Source organism: Sinomonas sp. G460-2 (genome assembly GCF_047759905.1).
GTDB lineage: Bacteria > Actinomycetota > Actinomycetes > Actinomycetales > Micrococcaceae > Sinomonas.
Window position 1 is genome coordinate 1 of the sequence record NZ_JBKZWT010000034.1, and the last position, 22,058, is coordinate 22,058.

At 70.2% G+C, this 22,058-nt stretch carries 17 protein-coding genes; 4 read left to right on the forward strand and 13 right to left on the reverse strand.

What is annotated here, in order from left to right; genetic code table 11:
* Window positions 1-7: 7 nt before the first annotated feature.
* From ACLN58_RS05815 to cpaB, 3 genes are all read left to right on the forward strand, one after another.
* Entirely contained in the window at window positions 8-646 is a 639-nt protein-coding gene (locus tag ACLN58_RS05815) for a 5-formyltetrahydrofolate cyclo-ligase (RefSeq protein WP_415854339.1), read from the forward strand.
* Between the two features lie 76 nt (window positions 647-722).
* The gene (locus ACLN58_RS05820) at window positions 723-1,034 is read left to right on the forward strand and encodes an FmdB family zinc ribbon protein (protein ID WP_415854325.1); all 312 of its coding nucleotides are present in this window, start codon (window positions 723-725) and stop codon (window positions 1,032-1,034) included.
* 95 nt (window positions 1,035-1,129) lie between these two features.
* Entirely contained in the window at window positions 1,130-1,864 is a 735-nt protein-coding gene (cpaB, locus tag ACLN58_RS05825) for a Flp pilus assembly protein CpaB (protein WP_415854326.1), read from the forward strand.
* Window positions 1,865-1,878: 14 nt separating this feature from the next.
* Here cpaB and ACLN58_RS05830 read toward each other — a convergent pair whose 3' ends face one another.
* The 12 genes from ACLN58_RS05830 to ACLN58_RS05885 all read right to left on the reverse strand — a co-directional run bounded on the left by ACLN58_RS05830 (window position 1,879) and on the right by ACLN58_RS05885 (window position 19,659).
* Window positions 1,879-6,216, reverse strand: a complete 4,338-nt coding sequence (locus ACLN58_RS05830) for a DUF4011 domain-containing protein (protein ID WP_415854327.1) — start codon at window positions 6,214-6,216, stop codon at window positions 1,879-1,881.
* Window positions 6,217-6,288: 72 nt separating this feature from the next.
* Window positions 6,289-7,839 carry a glutamine-hydrolyzing GMP synthase gene (guaA, locus tag ACLN58_RS05835; RefSeq protein WP_415854340.1) on the reverse strand — a complete coding sequence of 517 codons (1,551 nt, stop codon included), beginning with the start codon at window positions 7,837-7,839 and terminating at the stop codon, window positions 6,289-6,291.
* A gap of 73 nt (window positions 7,840-7,912) precedes the next feature.
* Window positions 7,913-8,395 carry a DUF3817 domain-containing protein gene (locus ACLN58_RS05840; RefSeq protein WP_415854328.1) on the reverse strand — a complete coding sequence of 161 codons (483 nt, stop codon included), beginning with the start codon at window positions 8,393-8,395 and terminating at the stop codon, window positions 7,913-7,915.
* A complete protein-coding gene (locus ACLN58_RS05845; RefSeq protein WP_415854329.1) occupies window positions 8,392-9,324 on the reverse strand; it encodes an SURF1 family protein in 933 nt (310 codons plus the stop codon). Before ACLN58_RS05845 ends, ACLN58_RS05840 begins: the two co-directional genes overlap by 4 nt.
* A 60-nt stretch (window positions 9,325-9,384) precedes the next feature.
* On the reverse strand, window positions 9,385-9,870 hold the full coding sequence (locus ACLN58_RS05850) for a PTS sugar transporter subunit IIA (RefSeq protein ID WP_415854330.1): 486 nt from the start codon (window positions 9,868-9,870) through the stop codon (window positions 9,385-9,387).
* Between the two features lie 65 nt (window positions 9,871-9,935).
* The gene (locus tag ACLN58_RS05855) at window positions 9,936-11,657 is read right to left on the reverse strand and encodes a glycerol-3-phosphate dehydrogenase/oxidase (protein WP_415854331.1); all 1,722 of its coding nucleotides are present in this window, start codon (window positions 11,655-11,657) and stop codon (window positions 9,936-9,938) included.
* A gap of 103 nt (window positions 11,658-11,760) precedes the next feature.
* Window positions 11,761-12,897 carry a GuaB3 family IMP dehydrogenase-related protein gene (locus ACLN58_RS05860; RefSeq protein ID WP_415854332.1) on the reverse strand — a complete coding sequence of 379 codons (1,137 nt, stop codon included), beginning with the start codon at window positions 12,895-12,897 and terminating at the stop codon, window positions 11,761-11,763.
* Window positions 12,898-13,073: 176 nt separating this feature from the next.
* On the reverse strand, window positions 13,074-14,585 hold the full coding sequence (gene guaB / locus ACLN58_RS05865; RefSeq protein ID WP_415854333.1) for an IMP dehydrogenase: 1,512 nt from the start codon (window positions 14,583-14,585) through the stop codon (window positions 13,074-13,076).
* Between the two features lie 173 nt (window positions 14,586-14,758).
* Window positions 14,759-16,849, reverse strand: a complete 2,091-nt coding sequence (locus tag ACLN58_RS05870; RefSeq protein WP_415854334.1) for an acyltransferase family protein — start codon at window positions 16,847-16,849, stop codon at window positions 14,759-14,761.
* A 273-nt stretch (window positions 16,850-17,122) separates the two neighbouring features.
* On the reverse strand, window positions 17,123-18,730 hold the full coding sequence (groL, locus tag ACLN58_RS05875; protein ID WP_415854335.1) for a chaperonin GroEL: 1,608 nt from the start codon (window positions 18,728-18,730) through the stop codon (window positions 17,123-17,125).
* Window positions 18,731-18,811: 81 nt separating this feature from the next.
* Complete coding sequence (groES, locus tag ACLN58_RS05880; RefSeq protein ID WP_208709675.1) at window positions 18,812-19,108, reverse strand: co-chaperone GroES; 297 nt, start codon at window positions 19,106-19,108, stop codon at window positions 18,812-18,814.
* Window positions 19,109-19,296: 188 nt separating this feature from the next.
* Complete coding sequence (locus tag ACLN58_RS05885; RefSeq protein WP_415854336.1) at window positions 19,297-19,659, reverse strand: hypothetical protein; 363 nt, start codon at window positions 19,657-19,659, stop codon at window positions 19,297-19,299.
* Between the two features lie 68 nt (window positions 19,660-19,727).
* Here ACLN58_RS05885 and ACLN58_RS05890 point away from each other — a divergent pair, with 68 nt between their 5' ends.
* On the forward strand, window positions 19,728-20,963 hold the full coding sequence (locus ACLN58_RS05890) for a THUMP-like domain-containing protein (RefSeq protein WP_415854337.1): 1,236 nt from the start codon (window positions 19,728-19,730) through the stop codon (window positions 20,961-20,963).
* 178 nt (window positions 20,964-21,141) lie between these two features.
* On the opposite strand, the gene ACLN58_RS05895 is transcribed toward ACLN58_RS05890, so the two are convergent.
* Window positions 21,142-21,960, reverse strand: a complete 819-nt coding sequence (locus ACLN58_RS05895; protein WP_415854338.1) for a shikimate 5-dehydrogenase — start codon at window positions 21,958-21,960, stop codon at window positions 21,142-21,144.
* Window positions 21,961-22,058 lie beyond the last annotated feature (98 nt).

The window sequence follows — 22,058 nt, forward strand, 5'->3', positions numbered from 1 at the left end:
TCGGAGCGTGGAGAGTGAAGCCGAACGCAAGGAAAGCCTGCGCACCGAGGTGTGGCGCCGTCGTCGTGCGATGAGCCCCGAGGAGCGGGCTGTGGCCGGGGCGCTCCTCGCGAGCCACGGGCTCGCGTGGGCGGCCGAGACGGTGCCCGCGGGCGGGACCCTCACGGCGTACCTTGGCGTCGGCGCCGAGCCGCCTACGCTCGGCCTGCTCGGGCTGCTCGCCGAGGGCGGCTTCCACGTCCTCCTGCCCGTGTGCGAGCCCGAACGTCAACTTTCGTGGGTCGAGTGGCGGCCCGATATCGAGTACGCCCGCAGCCGGTTCGCGCCTCTTCAGGAGCCCGTGGGCCTGCGCCTCGACGCCCCAGCCGTGCGGGCGGGGGCACCGGGCCGGCCGCCCTTGGCCGCGGTCCTCCTCCCGGCGACGGCGGTCGACGCCGAGGGTCGCAGGCTGGGCCAAGGGGGCGGCTACTACGACCGCTTCCTCGCGCGGCTCGACGACGGGGGCGCGCGGATCGCCACTGCGGCGATCGTGTACGACGACGAAGTCCTCGCCTCGGGGGGCTTGCCCGAGGAGGCCTTCGATCGGCACGTCGACGCGGCGATTACGCCGAACGGCCTGCACCGGCTCGGGTCCCCTGCGGAATAGCGGGAAGGCGCTACCTGTTAGAATTGGCACTCGGGGTCAACGACTGCTAAGTCCCCTCGTACTGCAAGGAGCGCCCGTGCCGACCTACGCCTACGCCTGCAAAGACTGCGGACATGCCTTCGACATCGTCCAGTCCTTCAGCGACGACTCCCTCACGGTCTGCCCCGAGTGCGGTGGGAGCCTGAGGAAGAAGTTCAACAGCGTGGGCGTCGTGTTCAAGGGGAGCGGCTTCTACCGCACGGATTCCCGCAGCTCAAGCACGGTCCCCGCAGGCTCGGCGACCTCGAACGGCGGCTCCACGGGAGGCTCGTCGAGCGACGGCGGAGCCTCGAGCCCGGCCCCGGTCTCCGCCCCGGCTCCTGCGGCCTCCGTGCCGGCCGCGAAGTAGCACCTCTTCTCCTCCACAGAATTCCTTCTGGGCCCCCATCCACATCGGGGGTTGTACGCCCGCTCATGACGGTGAGTGCCGCCTAGCGTCGGGGCATGACCCCGTTCCGTCCGCGCCGCAGGCACGCGCCTCAGCCCTCGCGAGCCCCGGCCTCCGGAGGCCTCCGGCCCTGGGGCAGCCGACCCCGCCCCTGGCTCGCACGATTCGCTGAACGCAGGCGCCGCTCGCTCGCCGCTGCGCTCCTGTGCGCCGCGGCCGCCGCCGCGGTCTACCAGCTCACGCCGCCCTCGTCGGCGTCGTCCCCCGCAGTGGTCGCCGACGTCGATCTCCCGGCGGGGGCGACCGTCCAATCAGGGCAGCTCCGCGTTGCCCGCCTCGCCGCCGAGACGGTGCCTGACGGCGCGGTGAAGACCATCGAGACGGTCGTGGGGCACAAGCTCACCGGCCCGATGCGGCGCGGAGAAGTGGTCACGGACGCCGCACTCGTGGGGCCCGGGCTCCTGACGGGCACTCCGGCAGGCACCGTTGCGGTGCCGGTGCGCGTCGCCGATCCCGGATCGCTCCAGCTCGTCCGAACCGGCCAGGACGTCGACATCGTGGTGAGCGAGGAGGCGAGCCGTGATGGGCCGCGGTCCGCGACCGTGGCCCAGGCCGTGACGGTCCTGTGGACCGGTCAGGCCTCCGGGACGGCCAACGGCTGGCTCGGCACGGCCAAGGACTCGGAAGGGCTCCTCGTCGTGGCCGCGCGTCCGGCCGAGGCCCAACAGCTCGCCGGGGCGTCAACGCGCGGGAAGGTGTTCTTCGTGCTCGTCGACGGGAGGCCCCGATGAGAACCGACGGCGAATCAGCCCCAGTGCGGCGGCCTCTGTTCGCGCAGCCAATCGTCGTGCCCGCCGTCCGAGTCCGCGTCGCCCCACGACCGGGGGTCGTCCTCGGCCGCGCGCCGCGGGATGAGCGGAGCAACGTCCGAACCATCAGGGCTGTCCGCGGAGCGAAGGGCGCGCCTGCCCCGGTCGGGGGCCTCCCCGTTGCTCGCGGTCGCTCGGGTGCCCACGCCGCGCCCACCTTCCGGCGCGGGGCGAATCGGCGCGACCGGCTCCGGGGCCTCCTCGGGGTCCACACCGGTCGCCGGGCTCGTGACGCGGCGATGAGAGCTCAGATGATCACGTGCGGCCACGGGGGACGCCTCCTGGTACTGCTCGGGTGCGGCCCGCTGGTCTTCGGGCCTACGGGTGGGTTCGGGCTCGCGGGCGCCCCCGCCAAGTGGATCGCCGCCGCGAGGGGCCGTGGCGCGATTCGGTCGTTCCTGCGCCGAGGTCCTCGGGCTTGCTCCCCTGCTGTTGCGGGGGGCAGTGGCCGCGGGCTCAAGCCCCTCGCGGGCGCCGTTCAGGAAGCCCGCGCCCGCGCCGTCTTCGCCCTGGCCGTCGAGGCCCAGCACGTCGGCGATCATGTCTGCGGACGTGCCCGGGTCCGTGAAGACCTCGATCGTCCAGAGCGTGACGTAGCGCCAGCCCATGCGCTCGAGGAGCTCTGGCCGCTGGCGGGTCCGCTCGCGGACGCTCAGCTCGCGGTACCGCTTCGTCCCGTCCGATTCGACGGCGACCGGAATGCTCAGCTCCGGCTCGTCGCGGGACATGGTCAGGAGCGGATCAACGGCCGCCGCCATGTCGATCGCGCCGTCGTAGTGGTGCCACACGCGTGCGCCGCGCGAAGCAAGCCTGTCCCCGAGATCGGTCACGAGGGGATCCGCGCCGAGGGCCTCGGTGCTGGCAGCGGCGCGCGTCGCCCGGGTTCCAAGGCCAGTGCGTCCCGCGAGCTCGCGCTCGAGGAGCTCGTAGAAGTCCGACGCGCCCTCGCCAAGGCGGGTCAGGTCGAGTTCGCCAGGCTGGAAGCAGCTCAGAACGTGCATCGAGTACCGCGCGCGGCTCATCGCGAGGGCAAAGCGACGGCGCCCGCCCTGCTCGCTGAGCGGCCCGAAGTGATGCATTGCCCTGCCGTGAGGCGTCCGGCCGAAGCCGAGCGAGAAGATGATGTGGTCCCGCACGAGCCCCCCGGCGCGATCCACGGGAACCACCCGGAAGGGCTCCTCGACGCCGCCGAAGAAATCCTTGGTCTCGGTGTGGTTGGCCATCTGGAGCCGAATCGCCTCGCCCACTCGGGCCGCGTGCTGCGCACTCGCGGTGACGACGGCGAGGGACGAGCTGGGGCGCTGGGCAGCGTGCTCGAACACGAGGTCCACCACGCGGTTGACCTCCGCCGCGGTCGACTCGACGTTGCCGTCCTGGCCCGCCGGCAGGCCCGTGCCATCCGGGAGGTATTCGACGACGAGGGCGCGATCGAGTCCCGTGACGGACTGGCCGTCAGGGAGGCGGTTGAGCGCGCCGTGGTAGAAGCGCTGGCTCAGCTGGAGCCCCAGGTCCTCGTCCACACCGCGGTAGACGGTGCTGAGATGCATGGTCGGAAGCACCTTGGAGAGGGCGGTCAGGGCGCTCTCCGCCGAGTCGTCGAGGGACGGCTGACCCGTGCCCACTCCCACCGTGAAGGACTTCGGATTGCCCACGTGCGCGTCGCCGAAAGCGACGACCTGCCGCGCCCGGGCGATCGCCGGGAGTGCGGCGCGCACCGGGAGGGTCTCCGCGTCGAGGATCACGACGGCGTCGAACCGCCGCCGCGCCGGGGCCGCGGAGGCGAGCGTATAGGGGCTCGCGGTCCACACTGGCGCGAGGGGGCGCACGAGCCCGCCGGCGTGGGACTCAAGGTTCGCGAGGCTGATCCGCCCGTCGCGCAGGAGGTTCCGGAGCGACTCGGCCTCTCGCGGTCGCTCATGGATCGCACGCTCCCAGGCGCGGGACAGCTTCCAGCGGACCCGCGCGGGGCCAGCCTGGATGTGGGCCCGGTCGGCGCGGCGGAACTCGACCTCGGCCTGACGGAGCTGGCCGCCGTCAGACATCGCAAGGTAGTCGTCCCCGCTGATCATGGCCTCGAGGACCGACTGCCACCACGCGAGCTCGAGCTCCGAGGCGACCACCTCGGGAACGGCCTCGCGCTCGGCCAGATCGGAAAGCAGCTCCCCGAGGCCACGCTCGCGCAGCTCGTCCTCGAGCAGCGTCCGCTCGGGGAGCGAACGCAGAGCGTCGGCGCTTTCGGCAAGGTCTTGGAGACGCCCTTGAACTGCGACCACGGCCTCGTCCACGAGCGAGCCTCCGGCGCGGGTGCGGGCCAGGATCGTGCCGAGCCGCCCGAGGCCCTTGTGGACCACTCGATAGTCCTCCGCCAGATCGGCGAGGCCCGACGGAACGGCCGGGTGACGCTGCGACACCGCGTAGTCGGCCCACAGCGCCCGTTGCTCCTGGACCAGGATGAGCGAGTTGTGCAGGTCGGCCAGATGCACGCCGGGGCGCACGTATTCCTTCGCGACGCGACGCAGGCGGGAACGCTGCATCGCGGGAATCTCGATCCCCCGCTCGCGGCGCCACGCCGACGAGGCCGTCGCCGCGATGAGGTCGTTGACGGGCCGATCGAAGATGTCCGGCGTGAACTTGTCGAGGCTTTCGCGGACCGCGACGAGCAGCTCGATCTGCTGGCCCCACTCCTCGACCGACGCGCCGAGGCGGATCTCGGAATACGACGCGACCGCGGCCATGCGCTCCCGCAGCGCGGGGAGGTCGGAGACCAGCTCGTGCACGAGCTCTTGGGCGTCCTCCGTTTCACGGCGCGTGAGCATGCGGGCGCCATACCAGGGGCTCTTCGTGGCCTCGCGGCTGAAGCTGCCGAGCTCCGCCGCGCGCTGCAGTCGCTCGGCGAGCTCGCGACGCTCCCGAATGCTGTCGAGGACGCTCCGCTTGAGCCGGACCGTCGTCGCCGGGGAGGGCTGGATCGACGTGAGCCGCGCAAGGGACTGCATCGCCTCATAGGGAGAGCAGCCCCAGCGCTCGCGAACGTTATGGAGCGATTCAACATGTTCGATGAGCTGGTGGCGGCGCTGGCTCAGCACTCGGTGCACGCCGTCGAGGCGCGGCTGCTCGGCCTTCTCGTTGCGGACGATCGCGCGGACGAGCTGCTGCTTGAGCTGCCCGGCCGAGAGCCCGGAGCCGAGTTGGAGGAGCATCGAGCCCAAGCCGAGCTGATCGCACGTCCGGGTGAGCTCGACGAGGCTCGCGCGCCGCTCCGCGACGACGAGTACCGTCCGGCCGGCATCGACGAGGTTCGCGATGACGTTCACGGCGGTCTGGGTCTGGCCCGTGCCGGGCGGGGTCTCGACCACAAAGGAATCGCCGGCGCGCGCGCTGTCGACGGCCAGCTGCTGGTCCCGGTCGGCGTCGAGCACGAGCAGCTCGTCGGCCGGGGCGCGGTCATCGATCGGGGCGAAGCGGGAAGCGTCCAGCGGTTCGGGGGCCACGTGGACCGCGCCCTTGGACGCGGCGGCCAGCGCCGCGATCACGGGGACGTCGGGGGTGATCGCCGGATCGTCGAGCGAGTTCTCGAGGTCGGCGAACGTCGAGACGAGCAGACGCGAGTCGACGGTCGCGCCAGGGATCGGGCTCAGCAGCGAGCGCACCCGTTCGAGGACAGGATGGGGATCGAGCCGTGCCGTGCTGTAGGCCAAGCGCTCGATCGCGCCCGTGTCGATGTCAATGCGATGAACGGTCTGCAGGTGCCGCACGAGGGCGGGATTCAGGTGTGCCTGCTCATTGAGCTTGATCTCGAAGTCGTCCTGCTCGGATCGCACCGTGAGGGCGACGCCCGCGAGCAGCACCGGTGCGCTCACGCGGCGCGGCTTGCCCCCGACTGCCGAAGTCCACGAGGCCACGCCGGCCGCGAGATAGCCGGCGTCGATGCCCCTGTCGTTCGCCAGTTCGTAGATCTTGGCCCGAAGGTTCCGGGCGGCGCGCGCCCCGGTCGTGTAATCCTGCCGCTCGCGGATCAGGGTCGAGAGCCTGGTGCGGCGCCCCGCGAGGAGCTGGGCAAGCCCGGAGGCGTGCGCCCCGGTGAGGTCGATGACGCCTTCCGGCTTCGTCAGGAAACTCAGCATCGTGTCGGGGCCCATGACAGGGGGCAGCGACGAAAGCCATGCCTCGAGGCGGGCTCCATCTTCGTGCGTGGTCGGCTGCTGGGGCACGTCGGTGCTCTCCTCCGCGCCGTCCGGGGCGCTGCGTCGTTTGCCTGTGGACCTAATCGGCATAGCTTCGAGAGTAGCCGCTTACACGCCGAGGCCCCCGGCCGCAACGCAGCCGGGGGCCAAATCAGCGAGAGATCATTCCCATTCGATGGTTCCCGGCGGCTTGCTCGTGACGTCGAGCACCACGCGGTTGACCCCCTCGACCTCGTTCGTGATCCGATTCGAGATCCGGGCCACGAGGTCGAACGGGAGCCGGGACCAGTCGGCCGTCATGGCGTCCTCGCTCGAGACCGGGCGCAGAACGATCGGATGGCCGTAGGTGCGGCCGTCGCCCTGGACGCCGACGCTTCGAACGTCGCCAAGGAGCACGACCGGCATCTGCCACACCTCGTCATCGAGCCCCGCGGCGGTGAGCTCATGGCGCGCAATGGCGTCGGCCTTGCGGAGAAGGTCAAGACGCTCGCCCGTCACCTCGCCGACGATCCGGATGCCGAGGCCCGGTCCCGGGAACGGCTGGCGGCCCACGATCTCCGGCGGAAGGCCGAGCTGGCGCCCTACGGCGCGGACCTCGTCCTTGAAGAGCGCACGCAGAGGCTCGACGAGCTCGAAGCGCATGTCCTCCGGGAGGCCGCCCACGTTGTGGTGGCTCTTGATGTTCGCGGCACCTTCGCCGCCGCCCGACTCCACCACATCCGGGTAGAGCGTGCCCTGAACCAGGAAGCGGATCTGCTCGCCCTCGGCCTTGGCCTTCTCGACGATCGCGCGCTCGGCCTCCTCAAAGGCCCGAATGAACTCGCGGCCGATGATCTTGCGCTTCTGCTCAGGATCGGTCACGCCGGAGAGCGCCGAGAGGAAGCGCTCCTGCTCGTTCGCGACGTAGAGGTTGACGCCCGTCGCAGCGACGAAGTCACGCTCGACCTGCTCGGCCTCGCCCTCGCGCAGGAGTCCGTGGTCGACGAACACACACGTAAGCTGCTCCCCCACGGCGCGCTGCACAAGCGCCGCCGCGACGGCCGAGTCGACACCGCCCGAGAGTCCGCAGATCACGCGGGCCTCGCCCACCTGCTCGCGGATCCGGCCCACTTGCTCGTCGACGATGTTGCCCGTGGTCCAATTGCGCTCAAGGCCCGCGACGCCGAAGAGGAAGTTCTCGAGGACCGTCTGGCCGTATTCGGAGTGCTTGACCTCCGGGTGCCACTGCACGCCGCCGAGGGCACGGTCACGATTGACGAACGCGGCGACGGGCGCGCCCGGAGTCGTCGCGAGGACCTCGAACCCCGCCGGGGCCGCCTGCACCGAGTCGCCGTGGCTCATCCACGCGCTCTGAAGCACGGGAACGCCCGCGAGGATCGAGTGCGGCTCGCCCACGGCGGAGACCTGCGTCGCGCCGTACTCGCGGAGGCCGGTGCGGGCCACGGTCCCGCCGAGGGCGTTGGCCATCGCCTGGAAGCCGTAGCAGATGCCGAAGACGGGCACTCCCGCCTCGAACAGGTCCGGGCCGACGTTCGGGGCACCCTCCGCGTAGACGCTCGACGGGCCGCCCGAGAGGATGATGGCGGCCGGGTTCTTGGCGAGGATCTGCTCGGTGGTCAGCGTGTGCGGAACGATCTCGGAATAGACGTTCGCCTCACGGACCCGCCGCGCGATGAGCTGCGCGTACTGGGCTCCGTAATCGACCACCAGCACCGGCCTGTGGGCTGTCTGCGAGCCTGCGCTCTGGGATGCTGTTGTCACCCGTCAAGCCTACCGGAAGCGCGGCTCAGTACCGCTGGCCGGCGTCGGGGTGCGCGACAAGCTCGCGCTCCACTTCGGCGTGCATGCGGCGCTCGACGATGAAGGAGAGGAAGGGCACCACGCCGCCGAGTGCCATGAGGATGAACCGCAGGAACTGCCAGCGCATGAGCGACCACAGCCGGAAGTTCGAGATGAGGTACAGGACGTACATCCACCCGTGCACGATGAGGATCGTGATCGAGACGTTGACGCCACCCACGACTCCCGCTGGATCTGCGTCGGCGAGGCCGAACGCGAACGACTTCCCAGTGAACGCGTCGGAGCCGCCGGCGAAGATGAACTTGCCGAAGCCGTAGCGCAGGACCATCTCGACACACAGGAGCAGGAGCATCGATCCGGTCGCGTACGCCATGACCTTGTAGAAGCCGAGCGCCGAGCGGATCTGCGCGACGGTGCCGCCGAAGCGGCGCTGGGGCGTGCGCCCGGTGGCGGGCTTGGGGTCGATCACGGTGTTCCTCCAGTGGTGGATGGTGCGCGGGGCTCGGACGGCTCGGGGTTCGGCGGCTCGGCGGCCGCCCCCTCGGCGGCCGCCCCCTCCGCGGCTGCTGGCTCGGCGTCTGCTGGCTCAGCGTCTGCTGGCTCAGCGTCCGCCGACGCGGCCGCCGCGTCGGCCTGCGCCTCGAGCTGCCGTTCGTAGTCGTCGCGGACGAGCCGCCACCACAGGAAGACGGCGAAGCCCGCGAACACGACCCACTCGACCGCGTAGAAGATATTGAGCCAGTTCACGGGAGCGGAGGCCGGCTGGGCCGCGATGTCGAGCGGCTTGAGCGAGCCGTTCACTGCAGCGGCAGCCTGGTCTCCGGCGGACGTGACCTCGTGCGTCGAACTCACGAAGCCCGGGTAGCTCTGCACGTCCCACGTGTTGATGAGCTCGGCGACGGAGACCATCGAGGCCTGCCCGGGTGCCGGGCTCTTGTCCTGCTGCGGCGCTTCCGAAGGCAGCAAACGGCCCGTGAGCTGGGCAGCGCCCGACGGCGGCGGGCTGGCTTGGGAGCGGTCCGCGATCCATCCGCGCGCCACGGGGATCACGACGGTGCGGTCGTCGCCTACGGAGGGGGCGCCGTCGACCACGAACGCTGTGACGACCCACCAGCCGGACTGGCCGTCGCGCAGGCGGTGGGGAACCACGAGCTGGCGGCTCGCGTCGAAGTGTCCGGTCGCCGTCACCATCTGATCCGCGGCCGCCGCGGGGAAGGCGCGTCCGGGCGTGAGCGTCGAGGTGAGGGGCTGCAGATTTTCGGTGGTCGTCACGACGGGCGGGGCGTCCGAAGTCGACCGCGAGAACTGCCATTGGCTCAAGAGGACGAAGACGCCCGAGACCGCGAGCGCGGCGACGAGCGCCAAGAGCCAGCGGGGCTTGAGGGCGGTTCGGAGCACCCCTCAACGGTACTCCGACAAGCTGTAGAAAACCGAAACGGGACCCCGGCCCCGAACCCCTCAGTCGCCGAAGACGAGGGCCGAGTTGACGAGCTCGGAGATGATGTCGGCGTCGTTCGCGCGGCGCAGCGATTCGCGGAAGCCGTCCTTCGAGAGCGAGCGCGCGATCGTCGCGAGGACCTCGAGGTGCTCGGAGAAGCTCGAGGCCGGAGTAGCGATGAGCAGGACGACGTACGCCGGCCCATCGACCGCGCCGAAGTCCACAGCGTGCCCGTAGCGCGCCACGCCTACGGCAATCGACGGCTCGGTGACGTGCTCGCTGCGCGCGTGCGGAAGCCCGATGCCCCCGGGGAGGCCCGTGGCGAGCTGATGCTCGCGCGCGCCCACATCGGCGAGGAAGGCATCGAGATCGTCGACGCGCCCCTCGGCGGCGAGCCGCGTGGCGAGCTGCCGCGCGGCGTCGTGCCTGTCTGTGGCCTCCATCTCGAGGATGACGAGCCCTGGAGTGGTCAGCTGGGCGTCATAGCGATCGAAAGGTTGGGGCATGCCGCTATTTTACGTGCGAGCCGATGCCCGTCCGCCGGTCGAAGAAGTCATTTGACGCCCCGGCGTCACTTGACGGGGATGATGTCCGCGGCGCCGAGCCGCACGCCGTCGGCCGTCGCGTCGTCGGGCTGCTCTTGGCTCAGCCGCTCCGCCTCGACGCGCTTGAGGTAGTGCCTCGTCTCGTTCTCGCGCTGGACGTCGCTCCAGTCAAGGAGCGGCGCCATGAGCTCCGCGACAAGGGGAGCCGCCGAGACCCCGCGGTCCCACGCCTCGATCGAGATCCGGGTGCGCCGCGTGAGGACGTCCTCGACGTGGCGTGCCGCCTCGTGCGTCACCGCGTACACGACTTCGGCGCGGAGATAGTCGTCGGCGCCCGGAAGCGGCTGCGCGAGCGTGGGGTCCTCGGCGATGAGGTCGAGGACCTCGGGCGCCAGCGAACCGTAGCGGTTGAGGAGGTGCTCGACCCGGGCGACGTGCACCCCGGCCGAGTCGGCGAGCCGCTGCCGCCGGTTCCACACGGCCTTGAAGCCGTCCGCGCCCAAGAGGGGGATCCGATCGGTGACGCTCGCGGGAACTCGCTCGTCCATGCTCCGGACCGCCTCGTCGACGGCGTCGCGGGCCATGATCCGGTACGTCGTGAACTTGCCACCGGCCACGACGACCATCCCAGGCACGGGATGCGCAACGATGTGCTCGCGGCTGAGCTTCGCCGTCGACTCGTTCTCGCCCGCGAGCAGCGGCCGCAGGCCCGCGTACACGCCCTCGACGTCCTCGCGTGTGAGGGGGCGGCGGAGCACCCGGTTGACGTGCTCGAGGATGTAGTCGATGTCCTTGCTCGACGCCGCCGGATGAGCCTTGTCGAGCTTCCACTCGGTGTCGGTCGTGCCGATGATCCAGTGCCGCCCCCACGGAATCACGAAGAGCACCGACTTCTCCGTGCGCAGGATGAGGCCCACGGTCGACTGGAAGCGGTCACGCGGCACCACGAGGTGCACGCCCTTCGACGCGCGGACCTTGAGCTGCCCGCGGTCCGTGATCATGCCTTGCGTCTCGTCCGTCCACACACCCGTCGCGTTGATGACCTGTTGGGCGCGGATGTCGAAGGCGTCGCCGGTCTCGAGATCCCGCACGTGCGCGCCGACCACGCGCTCCCCCTCGCGCAGGAAGCTCTCGACGCGCAGGCGGTTCACGGCGTGCGCGCCATGGAACGCGGCCGTCCGGACGATGGTCGTCACCATCCGCGCGTCGTCGACTTGCGCGTCGTAGTAGCGGATGGCGCCGATCATGGCGTCGTCCTTGAGGCTCGGCGCGGCCCGCAGCGTGCCGCGCCGGAACATGTGCTTGTGCAGCGGCACGCCATTGCCGTGGCCGCTCGTGAGGCCGAGCGTGTCGTACATGAGCATGCCGATCCCCACGTACGGGCGCTCCCACCACCGCCGTGTGAGCGGGTACAGGAACGGGACCGGCCTGACGAGATGGGGCGCGATCCTCTGCAGGAGGAGGCCGCGCTCCTTGAGGGCCTCCTGGACGAGCCGGAAGTCGAGCATCTCGAGATAGCGGAGCCCGCCGTGGATGAGCTTCGACGATCGAGACGACGTGCCTGAGGCCCAATCGCGCTGCTCGACGATCCCGACCTCGAGTCCACGCGTGGCCGCATCAAGCGCCGCCCCAGCGCCGACAATCCCGCCGCCCACGATGAGGACGTCGAGCTCCTTGCCCGGCTGCGCCGTGGCCTTGAGCCGCTCGATCGCCCCCGTCCGGCCCTCCGGGCCCAAGTGTCCTGGCATCGGTCCGTGCCCCCTCGTCCGGAAGAGAATTCCTGCTAGGAGTTTAGGCAGAGCGTCAAGAACCCGCCCCCAATTCGAGCCCGCCCTACCGCCCCGGCCGGCCCTACCGCCCGGCGTACGGCGAGACGACGACGTCGACCCGCTGGAACTCCTTGAGCTCCAGGTAGCCGCTCGTCGCCATCGACCGCCGCAGCATGCCCACGAGGTTCGACGTTCCGTCCGGGTGGTGGCCCGGGCCGAACAGCACCTCACGCATCGGCCCGACCGTCCCGATGTTGACGCGTTCGCCGCGAGGCGTCTCGGGGTGGTGCGCCTCGGCACCCCAATGCCAGCCGCGCCCCGGGGCCTCGGCGGCCCGCGCGAGCGCCGAGCCGAGCATGACGGCGTCTGCGCCCATCGCGATGGCCTTGACGATATCGCCCGAGGTGCCCATGCCGCCGTCGGCAATGACGTGGACATAGCGGCCGCCGGATTCGTCCATGTAGTCGCGCCGCGCCGCGGCGACGTCGCTGATGGCCGAAGCGAGCGGGGAGTGGATACCGAGGGCGCGCCGCGTCGTCGTCGTCGCTCCCCCGCCGAAGCCCACGAGCACGCCCGCCGCGCCCGTGCGCATGAGGTGAAGCGCGGGGGTGTAGCCCGCCGCCCCGCCGACGATCACGGGGACGTCCAGCTCGTAGATGAACTTCTTGAGGTTGAGCGGCTCCTGGTTCTTCGAGACGTGCTCGGCGGAGACGGTCGTGCCCCGGATGACGAAGAGATCGACGCCGGCCGCGAGCACCGTCTTGTAGTGGCTCACCGTGCCCGACGGCGTGAGCGCGCCCGCGACGGTCACGCCCGCCTCGCGGATCTCGGCGAGGCGCGACGTGATGAGCTCGGGATCGACGGGCGCGGTGTAGAGCTCCTGGAGGCGGCGCGTGACCGCGGGGCTCGACGGCTCGCCGTCGAGCGCGGCGATCTCGGCGAGAACCGGCTCGGGGTTTTCGTACCGCGTCCACAGGCCCTCGAGGTCGAGGACGCCGAGGCCGCCGAGGCGGCCGAGCTCGACCGCCGTGGCGGGCGACATGACCGAGTCCATCGGGGCGGCGATGACCGGCATCTCGAAGCGGTACGCATCGATCTGCCACGAGACCGAGACATCCTCGGGATCCCTGGTGCGCCGGTTCGGCACAATCGCGATGTCGTCGAGGGAGTACGCGCGCCGCCCACGCTTGCCGCGGCCGATTTCGATCTCGTAGGTCACGGCCTCTACCTTAGTCGACCGTGCACCTAGTCGACCCGGCACCGGAGGCTCCGACGGCGAAGGCCCCCCGCCCGGGACAGGGGCGAGGGGCCTTTTGGGCTGGAACTGCAACCGCATACGAGCAGGCTGTGCTGCGCCGCGCCTCGCTTGCTCGCACAAGGGGCGCGAGAGGAAGGCTACTTGCGGTAGTTCGGTGCCTCGGCCGTCATCATGATGTCGTGCGGGTGGCTCTCCTTGAGCCCCGCGGACGTGATGCGGACGAACTTGCCCTTGGCCTTGAGCTCGTCGATGGTGTGCGCGCCCACGTAGAACATGGTCTGGCGCAGACCGCCGACGAGCTGGTGGGCCACCGCGGCGAGGGGGCCGCGGTACGGGACCTGGCCCTCGATGCCCTCGGGGATGAGCTTCTCGTCGTTCGGAACGTCGGCCTGGAAGTAGCGGTCCTTCGAATACGAGGTGTTCTTGCCGCGCGTCTGCATCGCGCCGAGCGAGCCCATGCCGCGATAGGACTTGAACTGCTTGCCGTTCATGAAGACGAGGTCGCCGGGGGCCTCGGCGGTGCCCGCGAGAAGCGAGCCGAGCATGACCGAGTCGGCGCCGGCGACGATCGCCTTGCCGATGTCGCCCGAGTACTGGAGGCCGCCGTCGGCAATGAGCGGGACGCCCGCCGGAATCGCAGCCTTCGATGACTCGTAGATCGCCGTGATCTGCGGGACCCCGACGCCCGCGACAACGCGAGTCGTGCAGATCGAGCCGGGCCCGACGCCGACCTTGATCGCGTCCGCGCCCGCGTCGACGAGCGCCTGCGCGCCCTCGCGGGTCGCGGCCTGGCCGCCGATGACGTCGACATGCGCCGCGGCGGGGTCCCTCTTGAGGCGCGCGATCATTTCGAGCACGCCCTGGCTGTAACCGTTCGCCGTGTCGACGACGAGGACGTCCACGCCGGCCTCGACCATCGTCATGGCGCGCTCGTAGCCCTCGCCGAAGAAGCCGACCGCGGCGCCGACGCGGAGCCGGCCCGCCTCGTCCTTCGTCGCGTTCGGGTACAGGTCGGCCTTCTCGAAGTCCTTGACCGTGATGAGGCCCTGGAGGATTCCCTCGTCGTCCACGAGCGGAAGCTTCTCGATGCGGTGCTTGCCGAGGAGGCCGATGACCTCGTCGCGGCCCACGCCGACCTTCGCCGTCACGAGCGGCATGGGCGTCATGACCTCGTAGACCTTGCGGGTCGCGAACTCCTCGTGCGCGATGAAGCGCGTGTCGCGATTCGTGATGATGCCGAGGAGGCGCCGGTTCTCGTCTACCACGGGGAGGCCCGAGACGCGGTAGTGCGCGCACAGGTCGTCGAGCTCGCGGAGGGTCGCGTCCGGCGAGACCGTGACGGGCTTCGTGATCATCCCGGACTCGCTGCGCTTGACCTGATCGACCTGCTCCGCCTGATCCTGGATGGAAAGGTTGCGGTGCAGGATGCCGATGCCGCCCTGACGCGCGAGGCTGATCGCCATGCGGGCCTCGGTCACGGTGTCCATCGCCGCGGAAAGGACCGGGATGCCGAGGCGGATGCGGCGCGAGAGGCGGGTCGACGTGTCCGCTTCGGACGGGATAACGTCCGTGGGGCCGGGCAGCAGCAGGACGTCATCGTAGGTGAGTCCCAGGAAGCCGAACGGGTCGTGCTCAGGGGCGGTGGTCATGAGTGCTCCTTGGCCGTGCGCCGGTAGGGTGCGGCGCGAACTGACAGAAGTGCTGATGACCAGCCAGTAGTTACGGGACTGGTCTGCTGCGGTGCTTTCTATCCTAAACTTCCCTGCACCGCGCTGGTATTCCGTAGGACCCTGCGGTGACGAAAGCCACAGTCAGCGACGCGTCACGACCACCCCGTCGCGGCGAGGACCCGCTCGCCGAGCTGGGACGACATCGACGCCGCATAGGTCCGCGTGAGGTGATTGTCGTCCAGGTAGACGTACATGTTCCCGATCACGCCGGTGCACGTGCCGTTGGGGCATACGAGGTCAGTCATGTCGATGGCCGCGAAGTGGTCCGTATGCTCCGCGGCGAACGCCTGGAGGGGATCCTGCTGCGCGAGCACGCTCGAGAGCGACGGGTTGCACTCCGCGCTCGACGCGCCGTTCCGCACCACGCAGTCCGCCATGTCGAACGTGTAGCGCGGGTTGTCGCGGATCGCGACGACCTCGGTGCCCTTCGCCGTGAGAGCGGCGACCGACTGGTCGAGCCCCGGCGTGAGCGTCTCCGCCGACGACGACGCCGACGCCACAGTCCCGACCATGAACACCGCGCTCGGCGGGTTGGCGGCGAGGTACGCAGACACGTCCGCGTTGAACTTGTTGCACGCGGTATTCGGCGCCGTGACGCTCGGCGTGTAGATGCATCCGCCCATGAGGATCGTCACGACGCGCCAGCCGTGCTGAGCGGCCACCGGCGCGAGCGCGGCGGTCCACTGCTCGGCGTGGGAATCGCCGACGACGACGATCGTCTTCGAGGCGCTCGACCCCGCGTTGGTCATGAGGCAATTGCCTTGGATGCTCGCGGGGACCTTGAGATCCGCCGAGCACTTCGACGGCGGCGAATACCAGTCGTTCGGGAGGTTCTGGGCGAGCGGGAGCAGCTGCGCGGTCGGGGACGCCTGGTTCGTGTAGCCGGGGACGAGCACGGCGGCCCCGGGGTTGTTGACGTCCGCCTTCGCCTCGGCCGCGCTCGACTTCGTCTGGATGGTCGCCTGCACCCCGGCGATGGGGACGATCGCGACGAGCGCGCAGGCGACCACCCCGACCACCCCATTCCGGAGCCGAACCTCGGGCCACTTCCACGCGCGCCACGGACGGTCCACGAACCGGATCGTGGCCCACGCGAGCACGAGCGAGAGCAGGATCGCGCACGTCCCGAGAAGCCAGCCGGCGCGCTCCTCGTCGCGCCACGTGAGCGCGATCACGAGCACTGGCCAGTGCCACAGGTAGAGCCCGTAGGAGATGTCACCGAGCTTGCGGAGCGGCCGGGACGCGAGGAAGCGGTGCACGCCGAACCGGCCGCCGTGCTGGGCGGCGAGGATGACGGCGGCGCCGGACAGCGTGGGCCACAGCGCGATCGCGCCCGGGAACGCCGTCTCGACGTTGAGCACGATGCCGCACGCGACGATCGAGGCGACGCCCAGCCATCCGATGAGGACCGCGATCCATGGGCGAATCCGCACACGGTCGATCACGAGGGCGAGGAGGCTCCCGAGCGCGAACTCCCACACGCGGGCCGGAAGGGAGAAGTAGGCCTGGACCTGGTTCACGAGCGTGTCGATCACCGAGTAGATGAACGACGCCGCGAACACCGCCCCGAACGCGTAGCCGAGCAGCCGCTCGTAGCGGAGCCGGAACCGCCGCGCGATCGCGCCGAGCGCCACAAAGAGGAGCGGGAAGAGGATGAAGATCTGGCCCTGGATCGAGAGCGACCAGAAGTGCTGGAACGGGCTCGCGAGCTCGTGGTTCTGCGCGTAGTAGTTCACGGCGTCGCTCTGCAGGAGCCAGTTCTCGGCGTACGCGAGTGAGGCGAAGCCCTGCTGGAGGACGGCCGACCACCGGGTCGCAGGCAGGAACAGGACGGTCGCGGCGATCGTGCCCGCGATCGTCACGACGGCCGCGGGCATGAGCCGGCGGAAGACGTGGAGCCAGTGCTTGACGAGCTTGGTCCGCTCGCCGCGGCGATGCCGGGCCACGAACTGGCCGGTCATGAGGAATGCCGAGATCATGAGGAAGACGTCCACGCCGCCCGAGACGCGCCCGAGCCACACGTGGTACAGGACCACGAGGAGCACGGCGACGGCCCGAAGGCCCTGGATCTCCGGCCGAAACTTCCTCGGCGCCGCGGCGGAAGGCTCCGTGCCGCGCCCAGGGTGACGTGCCGCCGTCGTCCGTTCAGCAGGCGTTGGCAAGTCGGTCGTCTCGGTCGTCACGCGCGCATCTCCTCGTTTCGTTCTGCCCCACCATTCCCCCGCGAGAGCCTGTGCGTATCTTGTGAAGGCCATAGCTTCCGGGTGTGAACCCCCGTTGGTGGGCGCTCGGCGGCTGGCCCACAGTGGTGGGCGCCCCCGCGGTGCGGGCCGCCGCACCGCGCGCCAAAGCAACGGGGGCCGTCCCAGCGAGCTGGGACGGCCCCCGCGAGGGGCGTGCTCAAGTTGTGCAGACTGCGCGATCCTGCCGCGTGGCGTGCTGTGGGGCTACGCGGCCTAGTGGCTGTGGCCCGCGGGCTCGTCCTCGGACGGCTTGTCAGCGACAAGCGTCTCCGTGGTGAGCACGAGCGCCGCGATCGACGCCGCGTTGCGCAGGGCCGAGCGGGTCACCTTGACGGGGTCGATGACGCCCGCCGCGATGAGGTCCTCGTACTGGCCCGTCTTGGCATTGAAGCCGTGGTTGACCTCGGCCTCGGCCACGCGCGCCGCGACGACGTAGCCGTCGAAGCCCGCGTTGTGCGCGATCCAGCGGAGCGGCTGAACGAGCGCGCGGCGCACGATGTTCGCGCCGACGGCCACGTCGCCCTCAAGCGACGTGATGGCCTCGTTCTCGTCGAGGACGCGGACCGCGTGGACGAGGGCGGAACCGCCGCCGGCCACGATGCCCTCCTCGAGCGCCGCGCGGGTCGCCGAGACGGCGTCCTCGATGCGGTGCTTCTTCTCCTTGAGCTCGACCTCGGTGGCCGCGCCGACCTTGATGACGCCGATGCCGCCCGCGAGTTTCGCGAGGCGCTCCTGGAGCTTCTCGCGATCCCAGTCGGAGTCGGTGCGCGTGAGCTCAGCACGGAGCTGCGCGACGCGCGCCGCGACATCCTCGGACGAGCCGGCTCCGTCGACGATCGTGGTCGCGTCCTTCGTCACCGTGATGCGGCGCGCCGTGCCGAGCTGCTCGAGGCCCACCTGGTCGAGGCTCAGGCCGACCTCGGGCGAGACGACCTGCGCGCCCGTGAGGGTTGCGATGTCCTGGAGCATGGCCTTGCGGCGGTCCCCGAAGCCGGGCGCCTTGACGGCGACGACGTTGAGCGTGCCACGGATCTTGTTGACGATGAGCGTCGAGAGCGCCTCGCCCTCCACGTCCTCGGCGATGACGAAGAGCGGCTTCGAGGCCTGCAACGTCTGCTCGAGGAGAGGAAGGAAGTCCTGGAGCGACGAGATCTTGCCCTGGTGGATGAGGATGAACGCGTCCTCGAGGACAGCCTCCTGACGCTCGGCGTCCGTCACGAAGTACGGGGACAGGTAGCCCTTGTCGAACTGCATGCCCTCGGTGAGCACGAGCTCGGTCTGCGTCGTCGAGGACTCCTCGATGGTGATGACGCCGTCCTGGCCCACCTTCGCGAACGCCTCGGCGAGCAGGTCGCCGATCTCGTCCGACTGCGCCGAGATCGCGGCCACGTTGGCCACCTGACCGCCCGAGACTTCGCGAGCGTTCTCGCCGAGCCGCGCCGCGACGGCCTCGACGGCCGCCTCGATGCCGAGCTTGATCTGGCCAGGCGCCGCGCCGGCGGCCACGTTGCGAAGGCCCTCCTTGACGAGCGCCTGGGCGAGCACCGTCGCCGTCGTCGTGCCGTCGCCGGCCACGTCGTTGGTCTTGGTCGCGACCTCCTTGGCGAGCTGCGCGCCAAGGTTCTCATACGGGTCCTCGAGCTCGACCTCGCGGGCGATCGTCACGCCGTCGTTCGTAATGGTCGGCGCGCCCCACTTCTTGTCGAGGACCACGTTGCGGCCGCGGGGGCCGAGCGTGACCTTGACGGTGTCGGCGAGCTTGTCGACGCCAGCCTCGAGGGCCTTCCGGGCGTCATCGTTGAATGCGAGCTGCTTTGCCATTCGCTTCTCCTTGGCTCAAAGGCAGCACCCCGGCCGCTGCGGGCCGGGGTGCTGCCGCACTCGAGTCCTGCTCGGCGCTGACTACTTGACGACGATCGCGAGGACATCGCGGGCGGAGAGCACGAGGTACTCGGCGCCGCCCGTCTTGACCTCGGTGCCGCCGTACTTCGAGTAAAGGACAACGTCGCCGACGGCGACGTCGACGGGCACGCGGTTGCCGTTGTCGTCAACGCGGCCGGGGCCGACGGCGACGACCTCGCCCTCCTGCGGCTTCTCCTTGGCGGTGTCCGGAATCACGAGGCCCGAAGCGGTGGTCTGCTCCGCTTCGAGCGGCTTGACAACAATACGGTCCTCGAGGGGCTTGATGGAGACCGACACGGATCTCTCCTTTTCATGAACGGATCACGGAAAACGGAACCGGGCATGCAACCGTCGTCGCGGGTGCCGGGAGCGTGCCTGGACAATTAGCACTCACATAAGGCGAGTGCTACCCCCGACTCTATTGATGGGCTGGCACTCGGTCAAGGCGAGTGCCAATCAGCGCGTCGCGGACCGGCCGCGGGCCGCTACTCCCCCGCGAGCTCGTCGAAGCTCAGGTCGTCCCCGTCCTCGCCCGAGCGGCCACGGTTGAGGTACATGACGACGAGCGGGCCGATGAGGAACACGCCACCCACCACGAGGCCCACGATCGCCGCGATCTTCGCGCCGAGGTACTGGTCACGCAGGGCCGCCGCCTCCGGGGTGGGATCGTCGATGCTCTTCCCGCCCACCGAGTACACAGCGGAAGTGAAGGCGTCGAGGCCCAGCACGACTGCAAGGAGGATCGCGCAGACGACTGCCAGGACGATGCCGACTATGAGCACCGTCCGGATAGCGCGGGAGGAACCCCCGTTGTGGGCGGTCGGCGAGGCAGCGGGCGTCGTCTCCATGCCTCCACCTTATCGGGATCCGAGGGGCCCGGCAGGGACGGCTACCCCATGTGAACTAGGCTTGAAGTATGGCCCCAGACCACCCAGCCCCCGAGCAGCTCGCCCCGTTGCTCACCACGGAAGGGTGGGCCCTGCTCAACTCGCTCGGCCCGTACCGCGAGGAAGACGCGCTCGCCATCTCGGCCCGCCTGCGCAAGGCGGGGCACGCGCCGGAGCTCGTCTCCGCCGTCCTGAGCCAGGCGAGGCTGCGGCTCAAGGCCGAGGCCAAGTTCGGCGAATTCTCACGGCACATGCTGTTCACCCGTGCGGGCCTCGAGCAGGCCACGCGGCTCAACGTCGCGGCACGGCACGCGCGGCGCTTCGTCGACGCCGGCGTCCAGCGCGTGGCCGATCTGGGCTGCGGGCTCGGTTCCGATGCGATGGCCATGGCGTCGCTCGATCTGGAGGTCACGGCCGTCGAGATCGACGAGACGACCGCCGCGTGCGCGACCGTCAACCTCATGCCGTTCCCCCTGGTTCGCGTGGTCCACGCGGACGCGCAGTCGGTGCCCTTGGAGGGGATCGACGGCGTGTGGCTGGACCCCGCGCGACGCACGACGACGACGTCCGGCACCACGCGCTTGTGGGACCCTGAGGACTTCTCGCCGCCGCTCAGCTTCGCCTCGGGCCTCGCGGAGCAGGGCCTGCCTGTGGGGGTCAAGCTCGGCCCGGGCCTCCCCCACGACTCCGTGCCGGCGGCGTGCGAGGCGCAATGGGTCTCGGTCGACGGCGACGTCGCGGAGGTCGGGCTGTACTTCAACGGGCTCAAGCGGCCGAGCGTGCGCCGCGCCGCGCTCGTGATCGGGGGCAGCTCGGCATCCGAGCTCGTGGCCGAGACGGACTTCGACGGCGGGACTGTCGCGGACGTCGGGCCGCTCGAGGGCTTCCTTTACGAGCCGGACGGGGCCGTGATCCGTGCAGGGCTCGTCGCGGAGCTCGCGGACCGGCTCGGGGGCCATCTCGTGGACCCGCACATCGCGTACATCTGCGCCCCGAACCTCGTCCAGACCCCGTTCGCACGGGCCTATCGCGTGCTCGAGGTGCGGCACTACAACGTGCGTGCGCTGCGGCAGTGGGTCCGCGACGAGGGGATCAGCACGCTCGACATCAAGAAGCGTGGCATGGCCGTCACGCCGGACGAGCTCCGCAAGCTCCTGCTCGCGGGACAGGGGAAGGCCCCGCGGAAGGCCCCGCACAAGCGCGCGACGCTCGTGCTCACGCGCATCGGCGAGGACCGCGTGGCCGCCGTCGTCGAACCTGCCTAACCGTTCGGGGGTCACCTCCCGTAGGTGCGGCATCGTCCAAGGGTCACTTCCCGTGGGTTCAACTCGCGTTAGCTGACCCCGGGACGAGAGGACACCCGCGTTAGGTGACCCCTGGACGAGAGGACACCCGCGTTAGGTGACCCCGGACGAGAGGCTCGCCCCCGCCGTCGTCCGCGACCTACTGGGCGCGCATGAACTCCTCGGCGGCGCGCACCTGCTCGTCGCTCGGGCGCATCCCCGTGTAGAGGACAAACTGCTCGAGCGCCTGGATCGTCGCCACCTCGGCACCGCTGATCACGGTCTTGCCCGCCGCGCGGCCCGCGCGGACGAGCGGCGTCTCCGCGGGGAGGGCGACGACGTCGAACACCACCCGTGCGGCCTCGATGGTCGCCTCGGGGAAGGACAGCGCCTCCGCCTCGGGGCCGCCCGCCATGCCGATCGGCGTGATGTTGACGATGACATCCGCCGTCGAGCCCCCGAGCTCGCCCTGCCAGCCGAAGCCATACAGATCCGCGAGCGTGCGGCCCGCGGCCTCGTTGCGCGCGACGATCGTGACGTCGCGGAAGCCAGCGTCCCGGAACGCCGCCGCCGTCGCCTTCGCCATGCCGCCCGAGCCGCGCAGCAGCACGGACAGTGCCGGATCGAGGCCGCTGCGCTCGATGAGCTGGGCGATCGCCGTGTAGTCCGTGTTGTGCGCGGTGAGGACGCCGGAATCGTTCACGATCGTGTTGACCGAGTCAATCGCCGCCGCGGAGGCATCCATGCGGTCCACGAGCGCAATGACGTCCTCTTTGTAGGGCATCGAGACCGCGCACCCGCGGATGCCGAGCCCCCGGACGCCCGCAATGGCCTGCTCGAGATTCGTGGGCGCGAACGCCTTGTAGATCCAGTTGAGGCCGAGGGCCTCATAGAGGAAGTTGTGGAACCGCGTCCCGTTGTTGCTCGGGCGGGCGGAGAGCGAGATGCACAGCGTCATGTCTTTGTTGAGGATCGGCACGGCACAAGGCTAGCGGTCGGCGCGTCGCGGCGCGCCGCCTCTGGCCCGCCGCATGCGGCCGGTGTGCAATGGAGCCATGCCGGACACCGCCGCGAACC

What these genes read in the sequence shown, in the direction of transcription:
- guaB (WP_415854333.1), bottom strand. Translation starts at nt 14,585, where the DNA reads ATGACCACCGCCCCTGAGCACGACCCGTTCGGCTTCCTGGGACTCACC.
- ACLN58_RS05890 (WP_415854337.1), top strand. Translation starts at nt 19,728, where the DNA reads ATGGCCCCAGACCACCCAGCCCCCGAGCAGCTCGCCCCGTTGCTCACC.
- ACLN58_RS05850 (WP_415854330.1), bottom strand. Translation starts at nt 9,870, where the DNA reads ATGCCCCAACCTTTCGATCGCTATGACGCCCAGCTGACCACTCCAGGG.
- groL (WP_415854335.1), bottom strand. Translation starts at nt 18,730, where the DNA reads ATGGCAAAGCAGCTCGCATTCAACGATGACGCCCGGAAGGCCCTCGAG.
- ACLN58_RS05830 (WP_415854327.1), bottom strand. Translation starts at nt 6,216, where the DNA reads ATGCCGATTAGGTCCACAGGCAAACGACGCAGCGCCCCGGACGGCGCG.
- ACLN58_RS05885 (WP_415854336.1), bottom strand. Translation starts at nt 19,659, where the DNA reads ATGGAGACGACGCCCGCTGCCTCGCCGACCGCCCACAACGGGGGTTCC.
- cpaB (WP_415854326.1), top strand. Translation starts at nt 1,130, where the DNA reads ATGACCCCGTTCCGTCCGCGCCGCAGGCACGCGCCTCAGCCCTCGCGA.
- ACLN58_RS05855 (WP_415854331.1), bottom strand. Translation starts at nt 11,657, where the DNA reads ATGCCAGGACACTTGGGCCCGGAGGGCCGGACGGGGGCGATCGAGCGG.